Annotated in this window: 16 protein-coding genes; 4 read left to right on the top strand and 12 right to left on the bottom strand. The window is 71.5% G+C overall.

Annotated elements, in window-relative coordinates:
• From BM536_RS30720 to afsQ1, 5 genes are all read right to left on the bottom strand, one after another.
• Positions 1–255, bottom strand: a 255-nt coding sequence (locus tag BM536_RS30720; RefSeq protein WP_425444700.1) for a PspC domain-containing protein, incomplete at its 3' end; no start/stop codon positions are given.
• A gap of 96 nt (positions 256–351) precedes the next feature.
• Positions 352–900, bottom strand: a complete 549-nt coding sequence (locus BM536_RS30715; RefSeq protein ID WP_094103760.1) for a VanZ family protein — start codon at positions 898–900, stop codon at positions 352–354.
• Between the two features lie 221 nt (positions 901–1,121).
• On the bottom strand, positions 1,122–1,733 hold the full coding sequence (locus BM536_RS30710; protein ID WP_073499060.1) for a hypothetical protein: 612 nt from the start codon (positions 1,731–1,733) through the stop codon (positions 1,122–1,124).
• Positions 1,730–3,286, bottom strand: a complete 1,557-nt coding sequence (locus BM536_RS30705; protein ID WP_073499062.1) for a sensor histidine kinase — start codon at positions 3,284–3,286, stop codon at positions 1,730–1,732. Before BM536_RS30705 ends, BM536_RS30710 begins: the two co-directional genes overlap by 4 nt.
• Positions 3,283–3,960 (bottom strand): two-component system response regulator AfsQ1, encoded by a 678-nt coding sequence (afsQ1, locus tag BM536_RS30700; RefSeq protein ID WP_190046492.1) that lies wholly within the window; start codon positions 3,958–3,960, stop codon positions 3,283–3,285. The genes BM536_RS30705 and afsQ1 overlap by 4 nt, the downstream gene beginning before the upstream one ends.
• A 975-nt stretch (positions 3,961–4,935) precedes the next feature.
• Here afsQ1 and BM536_RS30695 point away from each other — a divergent pair.
• Positions 4,936–5,721 carry a SigE family RNA polymerase sigma factor gene (locus BM536_RS30695; RefSeq protein ID WP_073499067.1) on the top strand — a complete coding sequence of 262 codons (786 nt, stop codon included), beginning with the start codon at positions 4,936–4,938 and terminating at the stop codon, positions 5,719–5,721.
• 271 nt (positions 5,722–5,992) lie between these two features.
• On the opposite strand, the gene BM536_RS30690 is transcribed toward BM536_RS30695, so the two are convergent.
• Entirely contained in the window at positions 5,993–6,700 is a 708-nt protein-coding gene (locus BM536_RS30690; protein WP_073499069.1) for a uridine kinase family protein, read from the bottom strand.
• Between the two features lie 59 nt (positions 6,701–6,759).
• Between BM536_RS30690 and BM536_RS30685 the strand changes: the two genes are divergently transcribed.
• Positions 6,760–7,170: a hypothetical protein gene (locus BM536_RS30685; RefSeq protein WP_073499071.1), complete on the top strand. Its 411-nt coding sequence runs from the start codon at positions 6,760–6,762 to the stop codon at positions 7,168–7,170.
• A 69-nt stretch (positions 7,171–7,239) separates the two neighbouring features.
• Here the strand turns inward: BM536_RS30685 and BM536_RS30680 are convergent, their stop codons facing one another.
• Genes BM536_RS30680 through deoC form a run of 3 tightly spaced genes read right to left on the bottom strand, consistent with a single transcriptional unit; the run spans position 7,240 to position 10,539 of the window.
• A complete protein-coding gene (locus tag BM536_RS30680; protein ID WP_073499073.1) occupies positions 7,240–8,142 on the bottom strand; it encodes an aldehyde dehydrogenase family protein in 903 nt (300 codons plus the stop codon).
• Positions 8,135–9,571: an aldehyde dehydrogenase family protein gene (locus BM536_RS30675; protein ID WP_073499075.1), complete on the bottom strand. Its 1,437-nt coding sequence runs from the start codon at positions 9,569–9,571 to the stop codon at positions 8,135–8,137. Before BM536_RS30675 ends, BM536_RS30680 begins: the two co-directional genes overlap by 8 nt.
• Before the next feature lie 5 nt (positions 9,572–9,576).
• Positions 9,577–10,539: a deoxyribose-phosphate aldolase gene (gene deoC / locus BM536_RS30670; RefSeq protein ID WP_073499077.1), complete on the bottom strand. Its 963-nt coding sequence runs from the start codon at positions 10,537–10,539 to the stop codon at positions 9,577–9,579.
• A 230-nt stretch (positions 10,540–10,769) separates the two neighbouring features.
• On the opposite strand from deoC, the gene BM536_RS30660 reads away from it, so the two are divergent.
• Positions 10,770–10,997 (top strand): hypothetical protein, encoded by a 228-nt coding sequence (locus BM536_RS30660; protein WP_094103757.1) that lies wholly within the window; start codon positions 10,770–10,772, stop codon positions 10,995–10,997.
• On the opposite strand, the gene BM536_RS30655 is transcribed toward BM536_RS30660, so the two are convergent.
• The 3 genes from BM536_RS30655 to trhA form a co-directional block, all read right to left on the bottom strand.
• The gene (locus tag BM536_RS30655; RefSeq protein ID WP_094103756.1) at positions 10,994–11,719 is read right to left on the bottom strand and encodes a Mut7-C RNAse domain-containing protein; all 726 of its coding nucleotides are present in this window, start codon (positions 11,717–11,719) and stop codon (positions 10,994–10,996) included. The two genes, BM536_RS30660 and BM536_RS30655, sit on opposite strands and share 4 nt — an antisense overlap.
• A 33-nt stretch (positions 11,720–11,752) precedes the next feature.
• A complete protein-coding gene (locus BM536_RS30650; protein ID WP_470675905.1) occupies positions 11,753–12,385 on the bottom strand; it encodes a TetR/AcrR family transcriptional regulator in 633 nt (210 codons plus the stop codon).
• 280 nt (positions 12,386–12,665) lie between these two features.
• On the bottom strand, positions 12,666–13,379 hold the full coding sequence (gene trhA / locus BM536_RS30645) for a PAQR family membrane homeostasis protein TrhA (RefSeq protein ID WP_073493240.1): 714 nt from the start codon (positions 13,377–13,379) through the stop codon (positions 12,666–12,668).
• A 293-nt stretch (positions 13,380–13,672) separates the two neighbouring features.
• Here trhA and BM536_RS30640 point away from each other — a divergent pair, with 293 nt between their 5' ends.
• Positions 13,673–15,496 carry a phosphoenolpyruvate carboxykinase (GTP) gene (locus BM536_RS30640; RefSeq protein WP_073493238.1) on the top strand — a complete coding sequence of 608 codons (1,824 nt, stop codon included), beginning with the start codon at positions 13,673–13,675 and terminating at the stop codon, positions 15,494–15,496.
• The last annotated feature ends 244 nt before the right edge of the window (positions 15,497–15,740 follow it).

The raw sequence follows: 15,740 nt of genomic DNA, 5'->3' as shown, positions 1-15,740 counted from the left end.
CTGCTCGTCGACCCCGGCACCCGGACGGACGTCATCCCGGCGCTGCGCAAGGCGTTCCCGCACGCGCACACCTTCCTCGGAGGGCAGGAAGATCCACAGCGCTATGTAGAGCAGGAACTGCGGGCCCGGCAGGAGGCAGGAGAGCAGGAAGATCACGCGCATGGTCGTGGCCGACGTACCGAAGCGGCGGGCCAGCGCGGCGCACACTCCGCCGATCATGCGGTCGTGGGTGGGGCGGGCGAGGCTGCTGGACATCTGCGGCTCCTCTTCCTGAGCGTCGGTCCGGGGTGGCCCTGGTGGCTCCCCTTTCTGACCACAACGCTACGGAGACGAAGCGGATGAAACGTCGCTCTACGGGGCGATACCGACCCTGGGAATCGTCGGGGTCAGACCCTGAGCCGGGTCCTCCAGGCCGACCGTGCGGCGATCCCGTCGCGCACCGCGCCGACCCACCCAGGCCCGTGCCGCCGGGACCAGCGCGGCGTGGACGAGGGCCACGCCCGCCGTGTTCAGCAGCACCGAGTCGATGTCGACCACGCGGCCGGGTACGTCCGTCTGGAGCAGGGCGATCGCCAGGGACAGCAGGGCGCCCGCGGTGGCCGTGCGGACCAGGGAGGCCAGCGGGGAGACGCTCAGTCTGCCGTGGGCCAGCGGGAGAAGGAGCCCCAGGGGGGCCAGCAGGGCCAGGTCCTCGCCGATGCGGCGGGCCGCCTCGGGCCAGCCCAGCCGTAGGTCGGCCCGGATGCCCGCGAAGGGGTGCAGGTTGGTGGGCATCACCCACGGGACGTCCAGGGGGCGCAGCGTGAGCCAGGCTACGAACAGGAGATGTGCGACCAGGAGGACACTCCCGGCCGCACGGATGCGGATCACGGCGCTGCCGCCGATGCCTTGACGCTGCACGCTCCCCTAGACGCGGGGGGTGGCGGGATCGGTTCCGGGGCGAGGGGGGAGGTGTGCGTCACTTGTGCGGCGGGGGCGGGGCGGGAGGCCCCGCGGGGTTCGGCGGAGGGGGCGTGCGGGCGAGTGGGTGGGGCGCGGGCGTGGCGGCACGACGCACCCGCCACGGCCCGCTCCCGTGGTTTCGCTGCTGTCCCTTTCGCGCGACCGGGGCGCGCCCGCGGTCAGTTGTCCGGGACTTCCGACGACGGGGGTTCTGCCGAGCCCGGACGGGAACGGACCTCGTCGGTGCATTCGTAGCGTCGGGGGCGGTCCGGGGCCGGGCCGCCCAGGACCACCGAGCCGTCGCCCTCCGCCGCCGCCGAGTCGGAGAAGGTACAGACGAGCTGGGCCAGGGCGTACGACGTCAGGTCGCCGGGGGAGGTGCTCAGACGCAGGGTGTCGTCGGGGTCCTCGGGGGCCGGGCCGCCCACCGTCATGCCGCCGCGTACGTCCGTGGTGTAGCCGGCCTCCTTCTCCGCGACGGAGGGGGAATCCGCCAGTTCGTCGAGCAGCCCCTGGGCCACCAGGACGCGGCGTGCGGTGTCCGCCGTGCCGTCGGGGACCCGTACGGCGCGGTCCACGGCGACCAGGGACGAGCCGCACAGAAGGAACACCTGGACCGGTACGCCTCTCGTGGGCCGGGTCGTCACCTCGGGGTCGGCGAGGGAGCAGTGCACCCGTGACGGTGCCGGGCCGAAGTCGGTCGGTACCTCGGTGGCCCGGATTCCGCAGCCGGCGAGCGGTGCGGCGAGAAGGGTGAGGGCGAGCAGAAGGCGTACACGGTCCCTCTTCACGAGGCGTCCCCCTTGTCCTTCTCGGACTGTTCCGCCAGTTCCGACGCGTCCCGTGGCAGGTGCAGGGTGAACACCGCGCCGCCGTCGGGGGAGTTGGCGGCCGTGAGCCTGCCGCCGTGGATGTGGGCGTTCTCCAGGGCGATGGAGAGGCCGAGGCCGCTGCCCTCGGAGCGGGGGCGGGAGGCGCTCGCCTTGTAGAAGCGGTCGAACACGTGCGGGAGGACGTCCTCGGGGATGCCGGGGCCGTGGTCGCTGACCGCGATGACCACCTCGTCGGCCGACTCCCGGATCGAGACGCGTACCGGTGAGCCGCCGTGCTTGAGCGCGTTGCCGATGAGGTTGGCCATGATGACGTCCAGGCGGCGGGGGTCGAGGCGGGCGTGGATGCCGCGGTCGGAGTCCAGGTCGACCGCGTCGAGCCAGGCGCGGGCGTCGATGCAGTGGGTGATCTGGTCGGCGACGTCGACGTCGTCCAGGACCAGGCGGGCCGTTCCGGCGTCGAAGCGGGTGACTTCCATCAGGTTCTCGACCAGGTCGCCCAGGCGTCGGGTCTCGCTGACCACCAGGCGGACCGCCGGTTCGATCATCGGGTCGATGCTGCCCGACTCCGCGTCCAGTTCCTCTTCCAGCACTTCGGTGACGGCGGTGATCGCGGTGAGAGGGGTGCGCAGTTCGTGGCTCATGTCCGCGACGAAACGGCGGGACGCGTCGTCGCGGGCCGCCATGTCCGCGACCCGCTTCTCCAGGGCCTCGGCCGTTCTGTTGAACGTGCGGGAGAGGTCGGCCAGTTCGTCCGTGCCCGACACCCGCAGCCGGGTGTCCAGCTTGCCCTCACCGAGACGGCGTGCGGCCACCCCGAGGCGGTGCACCGGCTTCAGTACGGTCGTGGCGGCGGCCTGCGCCAGCAGCGCGGCGCCGATCAGGGCGAGGCCGGTGGCGATCCCCAGGGACCAGGCGAGGGAGTTGAGATCCTTGGCCTCCGGTTCGAGGGACTTGCGTATGTAGCCGGTCGGGCCGCCGCCGATCAGCTTCGTGCCGGCCACCAGGTACGGCTTGCCGTCGTCGACGACCCGCTGCCAGTACAGGTGGTACGGCGAGCCGTTGCCGGCGGTGGTGTCCTGCTCCTTGGTGACGGCGGTGCGCAGGGACTCGGGCACGGCGTCCAGGGAGAAGCCGTTCAGGCCGCCGGAGTTGCCGTACACGGTCTTGCCGGTGGAGTCCTCACCGACGAGCAGCACGCTGAAGCGCTGGCTGCTGTTGGCCATCTGCCCGGCGGTGTGCTGGAGTTCGTCCTGCGAGGGGTGTTCGGGCAGCGAGCCCGCCCGGTTCTGCATCTCCTGCTCGAAGTCCCGCAGCACCGCGCCCTGGGTGCGCGTGAGGACGGCCTCGCGGTTGAGCCAGTACGCGATGCCCGACGCGGACACGGCGGCCGTCAGCGCCACCGCTCCGAAGACCACGACGAGCCGCAGCCGCAGGCTGGTGAAACGCAGCCGTGAAAGATGTCCCTTGCGCGCCGCGGACCAGCCGCGGCCCCCCCCTTGCCCTGGTGTCACTGAGGCGTGTCCAGGCGGTAGCCGACTCCGCGCACGGTGCGGATGAGCGTGGGCGAGGACGGGATGTCCTCGACCTTGGCGCGCAGGCGCTGCACACAGGCGTCCACCAGCCGGGAGTCGCCCAGGTAGTCGTGCTCCCAGACCAGCCGCAGCAACTGCTGCCGGGACAGCGCCTGACCCGGGCGCCGGCTCAGCTCCAGCAGCAGCCGCAGCTCGGTCGGGGTGAGCTGGAGGTCCTCGCCGTTCTTCGTCACGGTCATCGCCGCGCGGTCGATGACGAGGCTGCCGAAGGTCGCGGCGTCGTTCGACTCGCGCTCCCCGCGTCGCAGCACGGCCCGGATCCGGGCGTCCAGCACCCTTCCCTGCACCGGTTTGACGACGTAGTCGTCGGCGCCGGACTCCAGCCCGACCACCACGTCGATGTCGTCGTTGCGCGCGGTGAGGAGAATGATCGGCAGCTGGTCGGTGCGCCGGATACGACGGCACACCTCGAATCCGTCGATGCCGGGCAGCATCACGTCCAGCACGATCAGATCCGGCCGCTGCTCGCGCAGCAGCTTCAGACCGTCCTCACCGCTCGCAGCGGTCGCCACGCGGTGTCCCTGGCGCGTCAGTGAGAGCTCCAGGGCCGTACGGATGGCGTCGTCGTCCTCGATCAGCAACAGGGAAGGCACGGGCTCATTCTGGCCCATGGAGGGGCTGTCGTTCGACCCGTGGGTCGGGGCTCGGCGTCAGAGGTGTGTGGTTTCCGCGGCGCGCGCGGCGTGCGGGGGGTCGGAGACGTCCCGCGGGCGCCGATGCGAAGGCACGGTCCCGGTCCGGCCCACGACCCGCAGACCTGCTTGTTCGATCAGATCCGGCAACCCGTCGCGGATGCGCAGACCGAGGTGTTCGGCCAGATCGGAGAGGACCAGCCGGCCCTCGCCGCGGGCCGCAGACCGGCCGCCGGACCCCGCAGAAACTCCCGGAGCATCGCGCGTCCTCGTCGTGGACGCCCAGTTCGAGGGCGGACGTCGGCCGGGCGGGCAGCCACGGAGGGTTGCGGACGACGAGATCCGCCCGGCCCGGCGGACGGAGGCCGGGACCCGTCACCTCGCTGCCGGTCCAGGCCGAGCCGGTCGGCGTTGTCCCGTGCGCGGACCAGGGCGCGCGGGTCGGCGTCGGTCCCCGCGACCCGGCCCACGCCCCGGCGGGGCGGCACCGCCGCGAGCACCCCGGTGCCGGTGCCCAGGCCGAAGGCGACCGCCCCCGCCGGGGTCTCCCTGACCCGGGCGCGGATCGTGGAGCGGACGGAACCGGGGCCCGGCCGGTGCGGCGGGCGCGCGGATCGTGCGGAGATGGCCGCGTCCGTGTCCGCGTCCGTGTCCGCGTCGAGGCGCGGAGGCGGGAGTCGGACAACACCATGCCGGGGGTCGTCTCCCGACACCTCCACGCCGATCTGCGCCAAACCGAACGCCGACGGCTACCGGCAACTCCTGTGGACGATCTGTGGTGTCGCGGTGACGGACCCCTGTGACAGGTCTGTGACAGTCGACGGACACGGCGATGAAGTGGCGTGGGCAAGCTTCTCGGCATCAGGCAAGGGAGCAGGACGCCGAGCCGGTGACGACAGACCGAGACCACCGCAAGTCCACGACGGGGGGCGCGAGATGAACACGCTGCACAGCCTGAACACCAGCGCAGTGATCACGCGCCTGCACGACGTGAACCGGGGTTCGGAGAAGCCCGGTGCCGATGGGGGTCCGTCCCGCACGAGCGTGTTCGAGCGTGGGGGAGCGCGGGGGTGCGTCCGTGGCACCGGGCGTCAGCACACCGGGATCATGACGGTGGTCGACGCCCGCACGGGGGAGACGCCCGCCGCGACGGACGGGGGAGCCGCGTACAGGGAGGACTCGGGGGAGCGGCGCTCGCTGTCGGAGGCGGAGTTCACCGCCTACGTCAAGGAGCGCCGCGCCTCCCTGTACGCCACCGCCTACCACCTCACCGGTGACCGTTTCGAGGCCGAGGACCTGCTCCAGAGCGCGCTGTTCTCGACGTACCGGGCGTGGGAGCGGATCAGCGACAAGGCGGCCGTCGGCGGATACCTGCGGCGGACCATGACGAACCTGCACATCAGCGCGTGGCGCCGCCGCAAGCTGAACGAGTACCCGACCGAGGAGCTGCCGGAGACCGCCGGCGACACGGACGCGATGCGCGGCACCGAACTGCGCACGGTCCTGTGGCAGGCGCTGGCCCGGCTGCCCGAACTCCAGCGCACGATGCTGGTCCTGCGGTACTACGAGGGCCGCACCGACCCGGAGATCGCGGACATCCTCGGCATCAGTGTCGGCACGGTGAAGTCCAGCATCTGGCGGTCGCTCCGCCGGCTGCGTGAGGACGAGGTCCTCAGCTTCGGCCGTGACGAGGAAGACGCCTTCGGCGAGTTGGTCGCCTGAGGCGAACGGGGGATCCGGCTTCCGTTCGCGGAAGCCGGCGCACGGGGGAGCACGGGGAAGCGGTACCGGGGGGACCCGACGGGGGACGTCGGGGGAGCGGTACCGCGCACCCGCACGGGGGAAGCAACGGGGAAACGACGGGGGAAAGACGGGGGAAACAGGGGGGAGCACCAGAGGGAGCGGGGGCTGGAGGGCCGGGGGGGTCCGTCCAGCCCCGCTTTCACGTGTGTCCGAGGTGTGGCCCCGGGTGCATCGCCGTGTCCTGCGGGGGCTACGCCGCCGTACGGGCCGTCCGGGTGCGGTGGCCGGCCGCCGCGGAGGCCAGGCGGCCCATCGCCTCGTCGCGGTCGCAGGCGTGTGCGCCGAGCGCGGTCTGGCGGGCCACGATGGAGCGTTCGGCGCGCATCAGGCGCCAGCCGCGGCGCACCAGGAACGGCACCGACTTGCGGCCCTCCTTGAGATCCCGGAGGAAGCGGCGGCGGAACGTTCTCACCGGGCCGCGGCTCAGGCACAGCGCGTCGGCGAGGACACCCAGCTCCCGGCAGCGGTTCACGATCTCGGCGGCGAAGATGCCCTCCGCGATGAACAGCGGGGTGCGCCCGATCTCGACGCCCTCCTCGCCGGTGCGGGCGCTCAGCGAAAGGTCGTACACGGGTACCTGTGTACGACCCGTGCGGCACAGGTCGACGATCGCGGCGACGGCCGTGTCCGCGTCCCAGGACCCGGGGGCGTCCCAGTCGATGTCGGAGCTTCCCGCGACCAGCGGCAGCGTCGGGTCGTCGCCCTCCTTGTAGAAGTCGTCGAGGCGCAGCACCGGAAGGCCGGAGCGGGCCGCGAGGAGGGACTTGCCGGAGCCGGAGGGGCCGCAGAGCAGCACGACTCGCGTGGGTACGGGCGGATGGGAACTCACGGGACACCAGTCTGAGGCATCGGCGGGACCGGTTACGACCCCGCGGGTCGGCTTTGCAGCGCGCGTCACACCACAACTACCCTTCGTGTCGACCCGATTACCCAGTGCTCGAGAAGGTGGCTCAATCGATGGCCCGACACGCGTCCCCCCACAGCCTCACCGCCCAGCGCGCCCTCATGACCCTCGTGACCGCCGGAATGGCGCTGGGAGCCGGCGCGACCACGGCATCCGCGGACGACGCGGAGACGGCGATGGGCGTGCTGCACACCCGCCCGACCTCGCTCGGCGACGTGGACCCGCAGGCCGGCCTCCAGGCCCTGACCGGCACGGTCGGCCATGTCACCGGCCCGCTCGCCGGCCTCAAGCCCAACCCGCTCGCGGGCACCGGCGTCGACCCGCTCGACAACGGCGTCGGCACCCAGCTCGCCGACTTCCAGCCGCTCACCTCACAGGCCCTGACCGGCCCTGTGGCGCAGGCGCAGTCGATCGGGTCGATCCCCGTACTGGGGCAGGTGACGGGGCTGCTGGGCGCCAACTGAGGGCACGGCGGAGGGCCGCGGCCTCCCCGGACGGGGAGAGGGCGCGGCCCTCCGGCTTCTCGGGACGGCTCAGTAGGACGAGCCGGACGCGCCCAGTGAACCCGTCGGGTGCCAGACCGTCTTCGTCTCCAGGAACGCCGTCATGCGCTCGATGCCGGGCACCGCCCGCCAGTCGTCCACAGGCTGTGGACGAAGAACGCGCTTGAGGTTGTCGGCCGCCGCGATCTCCAGCTCCTTCGCCAGCACGTCGTCGGCGCCGGCCAGATCGATCGCGTTGACGTCCTGGTGGGAGGCCAGGGGCGCCGCGATCTCCGCCGTACGGCCCGACAGGACGTTGACCACGCCGCCGGGCAGGTCGGAGGTGGCCAGGACCTCGCCCAGGGACAGGGCGGGGAGCGGGGACCTCTCGCTGGCGATCACGATCGCCGTGTTGCCCGTGGCGATCACCGGGGCGATCACCGAGACCAGGCCCAGGAACGACGACTCCTGCGGCGCCAGGACCGTGACGACACCCGTCGGCTCCGGGGAGGACAGGTTGAAGTACGGGCCCGCCACCGGGTTGCCGCCGCCCACGACCTGGGCGATCTTGTCGGTCCAGCCCGCGTACCAGACCCAGCGGTCGATCGTGGCCTCGACCAGCTCGTTCGCCTTCGACTTGGACAGGCCCTCGGCGTCCGCGACCTCGTGGACGAACTGGCTCCTGCGGCCCTCCAGCATCTCGGCGACGCGGTAGAGGATCTGGCCCCGGTTGTAGGCCGTCGCGCCGGACCACGCGCCGAACGCCTTGCGCGCGGCGACGACCGCGTCACGCGCGTCCTTGCGGGAGGAGAGCGGCGCGTTCGCCAGCCACTTGCCCTTCGAGTCCGACACCTCGTACACCCGGCCGCTCTCGGAACGCGGGAACTTCCCGCCGACGTACAGCTTGTAGGTCTTGAAGACGCTCAGACGCTGCTGCTCGGACTTGTCAGACATCGAGGTACGCCTCCAGGCCGTGGCGGCCGCCCTCGCGGCCGAAGCCCGACTCCTTGTAACCGCCGAACGGCGAGGTGGGGTCGAACTTGTTGAACGTGTTGGACCAGACGACTCCGGCCCGGAGCTTGCTCGCCACCGCCAGGATGCGGGAGCCCTTCTCCGTCCAGATGCCCGCCGACAGGCCGTACGGCGTGTTGTTGGCCTTGGCGACGGCCTCGTCCGGGGTGCGGAACGTGAGGACCGACAGCACCGGGCCGAAGATCTCGTCACGGGCCACGGTGTGCGCCTGGGTGACGTTGGTGAACAGCGTCGGGGCGAACCAGAAGCCGGAGGTGGGGAGTTCGCACTCCGGGGACCAGCGCTCGGCGCCCTCCGCCTCGCCCCGCTCCACCAGCGTCGTGATGCGCGCGAGCTGCTCGGCGGAGTTGATCGCACCGATGTCGGTGTTCTTGTCCAGCGGGTCGCCCAGGCGGAGGGTGGAGAGCCTGCGCTTCAGCGAGTCCAGCAGCTCGTCGTGGATCGACTCCTGGACCAGCAGGCGCGAACCCGCGCAGCAGACCTGGCCCTGGTTGAAGAAGATGCCGCTGACGATGCCCTCGACGGCCTGGTCGATCGGGGCGTCGTCGAAGACGATGTTCGCGCCCTTGCCGCCGAGTTCGAGCGTGAGCTTCTTGCGGGTGCCGGCGACCGTCTTCGCGATCTCCTTGCCGACGGCCGTGGAGCCGGTGAAGGCGACCTTGTTCACGTCCGGGTGCGCGACCAGCGCGGCGCCCGCGTCGCCGTAGCCGGGAAGGATGTTGACGACGCCCTTGGGCAGACCCGCCTGGCGGCAGATGTCCGCGAAGAAGAGCGCCGACAGGGGGGTCGTCTCGGCGGGCTTGAGGACCACGGTGTTGCCCGTCGCCAGCGCCGGGGCGATCTTCCACGCCAGCATCAGCAGGGGGAAGTTCCAGGGGATGACCTGGCCCGCGACGCCCAGCGGGCGGGGGTCGGCGCCGAAGCCGGCGTGGTCGAGCTTGTCGGCCCAGCCCGCGTAGTAGAAGAAGTGCGCGGCGACGAGGGGAAGGTCCGCGTCACGGGTCTCCCGGATCGGCTTGCCGTTGTCCAGCGTCTCCAGGACGGCCAGCTCGCGGCTGCGCTCCTGGATGATGCGGGCGATCCGGAACAGGTACTTCGCGCGCTCCGAGCCGGGCAGCGCCGACCACTTCTCGAACGCCTTGCGGGCGGCCCGAACGGCACGGTCGACGTCCTCGGTGCCGGCCCGGGCGACCTCCGACAGCACCTCCTCGGACGACGGGGACACCGTCTTGAAGACCTTGCCGTCGGCGGCCTCGGTGAACTCGCCGTCGATGAACAGGCCGTAGGAGGGCGCGATGTCGACGACCGAGCGGGACTCGGGGGCCGGTGCGTACTCGAACAGAGAAGCCATGGTGATCAGTCCACCGTCACGTAGTCGGGGCCGGAGTAGCGGCCGGTGGCCAGCTTCTGACGCTGCATCAGCAGGTCGTTCAGCAGCGAGGAGGCGCCGAAGCGGAACCAGTGGTTGTCCAGCCAGTCCTCGCCCACGGTCTCGTTGACCAGGACCAGGAACTTGATGGCGTCCTTCGTGGTGCGGATGCCGCCGGCCGGCTTCACACCGACCTGCACGCCGGTCCGCGCGCGGAAGTCGCGGACCGCCTCCAGCATCAGGAGGGTGTTCGCGGGCGTCGCGTTCACCGCGACCTTGCCCGTGGACGTCTTGATGAAGTCCGCCCCGGCGAGCATGCCGAGCCAGCTGGCACGGCGGATGTTGTCGTACGTCGACAGCTCGCCCGTCTCGAAGATGACCTTCAGGCGGGCGCTCGTGCCGCAGGCCTCCTTCACGGCGGTGATCTCGTCGTACACCTTCAGGTACTTGCCCGCGAGGAACGCGCCGCGGTCGATGACCATGTCGATCTCGTCCGCGCCGGCGGCGACCGCGTCGCGGACGTCCGCCAGCTTCACGGGCAGTGCGGCGCGGCCGGCCGGGAAGGCGGTGGCGACGGACGCGACCTTGACGGACGAGCCGGCGACCGCCTCCTTCGCGGAGGCGACCATGTCCGGGTACACGCAGACCGCGGCGGTCGACGGGGTCGCGGGGTCGGTCGGGTCGGGGTGGACCGCCTTCGCGCCGAGCGCCCGGACCTTGCCCGGGGTGTCCGCGCCTTCCAGCGTCGTCAGGTCGACCATCGAGATGGCGAGGTCGATGGCGTACGCCTTCGCGGTCGTCTTGATGGAACGGGTGCCGAGGGCTGCGGCGCGCGCCTCCAGGCCGACCGTGTCGACGCCGGGGAGCCCGTGGAGGAAGTGGCGCAGCGTGGTGTCGGACGAGGCGACGTCCGGGAGGGGGGGTGCTGCGGTGGGTGCGTTGGTGGGCATGGTCACCAGACGAGCATATCTACGCGCGTAGCGGGTGTACAGCCCTCGGGGGTCTTCCGGGTGGCGGTGGGTGTGGTGACCCGGGCGCGGCCGGCCAGGTCGCGGCGGCCCGGGTCCAGGACTTCGCGGAGGGCCTCCGGGCCGCTCCCGCGAGCGAGACGGACACCGCCGTACCGGAGAGCACCGATCACAGCGACCACCGGAACCACCAGGGCCACGAAGGCGTCGAGATGCCCGCCGGCTTCGACGGCTGCGACCACTCCTACGGCACCATCAGCCAGTGCGTGCCGTGGACCTTCCCGAAGAAGCTGAACACCGTCGCCGAGCGCTGCGACTGGCTCGCGGAGAACGGCTACGGGACCGCCCTGAAGGTCTCCGGCCGCGACCGCCACGGCCTGGACCGCGTCAAGGACGGCATCGCCTGCGGAAAGGGTGACGTGACGAAGAAGCGGTCCTAGCCCGCGAACTCCCGAAGGGCGCGCTCCACGATGGCCTCCAGCTGCTCGTGGTGCGCGCCCTTCCAGTACGCCCGCCCGCACTCCCCGCACCGCGCGAACACGTCGTACGTCTTGCGCGTGCCGCCCTTCAGCTGGTCGGCGACCTCTTCCTTGGTGGCCTCGCGCAGGAGTCCGTTGCAGGCGGTGCAGCGCGTCCAGGGGCGCAGCTCGGGGGCGAACCGGCCGAGGACGTCGCGCAGTTGCTCCTCGGGGTTCGTGCTGTGGACGAAGGCGCCGGCCCACAGTTCCCGGCGGCGCAGCAGGCCGCGGTCGCGGCTCAGCATGACCCGCCGCTCGGCGGCCGAGCGGGCCGCGAGTGCCGGGTCGCCGATGTCGGCCGACTCGTACGCCGTGTCCACGCCGAGCAGCCGCAGCCGGCGGGCGAGGGTGCCGAGGTGGACGTCGAGGAGGAAGCGCAGGGGGGCGCCGGGCACCCGCTGGGGGCGGGTGACGGGGCGTACGCTCACCGACTCGCCGTCGGACGGGACGTGCGAGACCGGCACCTCGCGGCCGTCGACGTGCAGGGTGCCGACCTCCGTGAGGGGCACCCCTAGGGACTCGACGACGTGGCCGAGGGTCGAGACGCCGTCGACGGCGAGGGCGGTGGCGCCGGAGCGTCGGGCGGGCGGGACGAACACGGCCAGCTCGGGGGCGACTTCGACGCGGATCTCGGGTGGGTTCACCCGGTCAGGATGGCATGGGGCCACGGGGAGACCTCAGCGGTCCTCCTGTCCTGGGCCGTGCTCCAGGACGTCGAGCGCGCGGTCGACGACGGCGGTGAAGTCGCCCTGGTGGCCGTTCTCCGCCCAGTAGAGGGAGGCTTCCATCAGGCCGCCGATGAAGGACATCGCGTAGACGCGGACCTCCAGGCTGTCGGGGTCGCGGCCGGTGCGCTCGGCGAGCGCGGCGCAGATCAGGCGGCCGGTGACCGACATGCTCTCCATCATCCGCGAGCGCACGGCCGGGACCTCGGCCATCAGCCGGGTGCGCAGCCGCGCCACGTGCGGGTCCTCCTCGACGCCCACGCGGGCGGCGGCGAGCATCACGTCCCTGATGGTGTCCGGCCACGGCTCGTCGGCGGGCCGGGCTCGCAGTTCCTCCAGCAGGATCGGGTCGTACTCGTCCGTGAGGACGATGTCCTCCTTGGTGGGGAAGTAGCGGAAGACGGTCGACGCGGAGACCTCGGCCCGCTCGGCGATCTGTTCGACCGTCGTCGCCTCGTAGCCCTGCTCCTCGACCAGCGCGTACATCGCGGCACGGATGGCCTCGCGTGTCTTGATCTTCTTACGCTCGCGGAGCCCGAGCGGGGGGCGGTCGGCGGGGGAGAAGGGCAGGCGTGCGGCCGTCATGGTGGTCATTGTCGGCCATCCGTCGCCGGGGCGGCCAGGTCAGGGGCGGGGAGCGGGTCGGCGGTGGGGGGTCGGCCGCCGCGCACGCCGCCCGGTAGGAACGCGGCGGCCGGCAGGCCGGTGACGAGGGCGGCGAGAGCCACCAGTGACGGAGGTCAGGAGAAGTGGTGGCCACCACGAAATGGCAGTAACTGTCAAAAGCCTCTCGCTGTCGCGGGGCCGGCGCACGGAAAAGGGCCACGGCTCGAAAGCCGTGGCCCTTGGGTGAGCGGGATGGGGGCTATCCGTGCCGGTACGCCACCAGTGAGATGCCCACGTAGTGCGTGATGAACGCCGCCAGCGTGAAGGAGTGGAACACCTCGTGGAAGCCGAACCAGCGCGGTGAGGGGTTGGGGCGCTTGATGCCGTAGATCACGCCGCCCGCGCTGTAGAGGAGGCCGCCGGCGATCACCAGGACCAGCACGGCGATGCCGCCCGCGCGCATGAAGTCGGGCAGGAAGAAGACGGCCGCCCAGCCCATCGCGATGTAGCACGGGGTGTAGAGCCAGCGCGGGGCGCCGACCCAGAAGACACGGAAGACGATCCCCGCCGCCGCGGCCGCCCAGATGCCCCAGAGCAGCACCTCGCCCTTGCCGCCCGGCAGGAGCAGCATCGTCAGCGGCGTGTAGGTGCCGGCGATGATCAGGAAGATGTTGGCGTGATCCAGGCGGCGCAGGACGCCGTCCGTGCGGGGACTCCAGTCGCCCCGGTGGTACAGGGCGCTCACGCCGAACAGCAGGCAGGCGGTGAGGGCGAAGACGCCGCAGGCGATGCGGCCCCTGGTGGAGTCGGCGAGGGCGGTGAGCGCGATCCCCGCGACCAGGGCGGCGGGGAACATGCCCAGATGCAGCCAACCGCGCAGCTTCGGTTTGACCGGATGCGGCAGGGAGAGCGCGACGGGGCCGCGGCCGGCGGCCGGCGTGTCCGTGTGCGCGTCGGGGGCGGACGCAGTCATGCGTTCCATCGTACCTACGCAACCGTAAGTTACGGCTCGGCGGGGTGGGACGCAGGGTCGACGGTGGTCTGCATCTCACGCTCCCTGAGGGGTGCGGCAGAGGTCCGCGGACGACCACGTGGCGAGCCTCACGCCGCTCATCTGTGATGCCCTCTGGACAGATGCGCCCTTGCGTCGGATGATCAAATGAGTGCGGTCGGCACCGGATGAGCGCTCAGCAGCTCGCTGCGAAGCATCCGGGCCGCGGCCCCCACGGGGCAGACAAGGACAAAATCCCTCACCTAGGAGCGATCGTGGCGCGCGACATCGCGGCTCCCCCCGTCATCCCCACCCAGCACCAGGAACTGATCTCGTGGGTCAACGAGATCGCCGAACTGACGCAGCCGGACAGCGTGGTCTGGTGTGACGGATCCGAGGCCGAGTACCGGCGGCTGTGCGAGGAACTGGTCGAGAAGGGCACCTTCAGGAAACTCGACCCCGTCAAGCGCCCCGACTCCTACTACGCGGCATCCGACCCGACCGACGTCGCCCGGGTCGAGGACCGCACCTTCATCTGCTCCGAGAAGGAGGAGGACGCGGGCCCGACCAACCACTGGAAGGCCCCCGCCGAGATGCGGGAGATCTTCCAGGGTGACAAGGGCGTCTTCCGCGGCTCGATGAAGGGCCGGACGATGTACGTCGTCCCCTTCTGCATGGGCCCCCTCGGCTCGGACCTCTCCGCGATCGGCGTCGAGATCACCGACTCCGCCTACGTCGCCGTGTCCATGCGCACCATGACCCGCATGGGACAGCCCGTCCTCGACGAACTCGGCACCGACGGCTTCTTCGTGCGTGCGGTGCACACGCTCGGAGCGCCGCTGGCCGAGGGCGAGGCGGACGTGCCGTGGCCGTGCAACTCCACCAAGTACATCTCGCACTTCCCCGAGACCCGCGAGATCTGGTCCTACGGCTCCGGCTACGGCGGCAACGCCCTGCTCGGCAAGAAGTGCTACGCCCTGCGCATCGCCTCCGTCATGGCCCGTGACGAGGGCTGGCTGGCCGAGCACATGCTGATCCTCAAGCTGACCCCGCCGCAGGGCGAGTCGAAGTACGTCGCCGCCGCCTTCCCGAGCGCCTGCGGCAAGACCAACCTCGCCATGCTGGAGCCGACCACCCGCGGCTGGACCGTCGAGACCATCGGCGACGACATCGCGTGGATGCGGTTCGGCGAGGACGGCCGCCTGTACGCCATCAACCCCGAGGCCGGCTTCTTCGGCGTCGCGCCCGGCACCGGTGAGCACACCAACGCCAACGCGATGAAGACGCTGTGGGGCAACGCGGTCTTCACCAACGTCGCCCTCACCGACGACAACGACGTGTGGTGGGAGGGCATGACCGAGGAGCCGCCCGCCCACCTCACCGACTGGAAGGGCAACGACTGGACGCCGGAGTCGGCGACCCCGGCCGCCCACCCCAACGCCCGCTTCACCGTGCCCGCCGCGCAGTGCCCGATCATCGCGCCCGAGTGGGAGGACCCCAAGGGCGTGCCGATCTCGGCGATCCTCTTCGGCGGCCGGCGCGCCACCGCCGTACCGCTGGTGACGGAGTCCTTCGACTGGAACCACGGCGTCTTCCTCGGCGCCAACGTGGCCTCCGAGAAGACCGCAGCCGCCGAGGGCAAGGTCGGCGAGCTGCGCCGCGACCCCTTCGCCATGCTGCCGTTCTGCGGCTACAACATGGGCGACTACATGGGTCACTGGGTCGATGTCGCCAAGGGCAAGGACCAGGCGAAGCTCCCGAAGATCTACTACGTCAACTGGTTCCGCAAGGACGACGAGGGCAGGTTCGTCTGGCCCGGCTTCGGTGAGAACTCCCGCGTCCTGAAGTGGATCGTGGAGCGGCTGGAGGGCAGGGCCGAGGGCGTCGAGACCCCGATCGGCATCCTGCCGGCGCCGGGTTCCCTCGACACCGAGGGCCTCGACCTGGCGGAGAAGGACCTCGACTTCCTCCTCACGGTCGACAAGGAGATCTGGCGCGAGGAGGCCTCCCTGATCCCCGAGCACCTCGACACCTTCGGCGACCACACGCCGAAGGAGCTGTGGGACGAGTACCGCGCACTGGTGCGGCGCCTGGGCTGAACCAGCCCCCGAGAACGCCGCGGCCGGTTCCGATTGAGCCCTGACCAGCGATGTCGTCACGGCCGGCCGCGGTGACAGCACCACAGACCGGCGAGGCCCCGCACAACGGCGTGGGGGGCCCTGGGCCTGTCGTCGCCCACCCGTCGGCCCCGACGGGACGGGCGGCGGCAGGCCTTCGCCCGTGCAGGCCCCTGCACCGGGGGCCCTAGCCCGTGCGAAGGCCCCCCGCGCCGGGGGGGCCTTC

Source organism: Streptomyces phaeoluteigriseus, from assembly GCF_001896135.2.
Taxonomy (GTDB): Bacteria; Actinomycetota; Actinomycetes; order Streptomycetales; family Streptomycetaceae; genus Streptomyces; species Streptomyces phaeoluteigriseus.
The sequence above is the reverse complement of the archived record's forward strand: the minus strand, read 5'-3'. Positions and strand labels throughout refer to the sequence as shown.

What these genes read in the sequence shown, in the direction of transcription:
- trhA (WP_073493240.1), bottom strand. Translation starts at nt 13,379, where the DNA reads ATGACTGCGTCCGCCCCCGACGCGCACACGGACACGCCGGCCGCCGGC.
- BM536_RS30650 (WP_470675905.1), bottom strand. Translation starts at nt 12,385, where the DNA reads ATGACGGCCGCACGCCTGCCCTTCTCCCCCGCCGACCGCCCCCCGCTC.
- BM536_RS30685 (WP_073499071.1), top strand. Translation starts at nt 6,760, where the DNA reads ATGGCCCGACACGCGTCCCCCCACAGCCTCACCGCCCAGCGCGCCCTC.
- BM536_RS30680 (WP_073499073.1), bottom strand. Translation starts at nt 8,142, where the DNA reads ATGTCTGACAAGTCCGAGCAGCAGCGTCTGAGCGTCTTCAAGACCTAC.
- BM536_RS30675 (WP_073499075.1), bottom strand. Translation starts at nt 9,571, where the DNA reads ATGGCTTCTCTGTTCGAGTACGCACCGGCCCCCGAGTCCCGCTCGGTC.
- BM536_RS30660 (WP_094103757.1), top strand. Translation starts at nt 10,770, where the DNA reads ATGCCCGCCGGCTTCGACGGCTGCGACCACTCCTACGGCACCATCAGC.
- deoC (WP_073499077.1), bottom strand. Translation starts at nt 10,539, where the DNA reads ATGCCCACCAACGCACCCACCGCAGCACCCCCCCTCCCGGACGTCGCC.
- BM536_RS30695 (WP_073499067.1), top strand. Translation starts at nt 4,936, where the DNA reads ATGAACACGCTGCACAGCCTGAACACCAGCGCAGTGATCACGCGCCTG.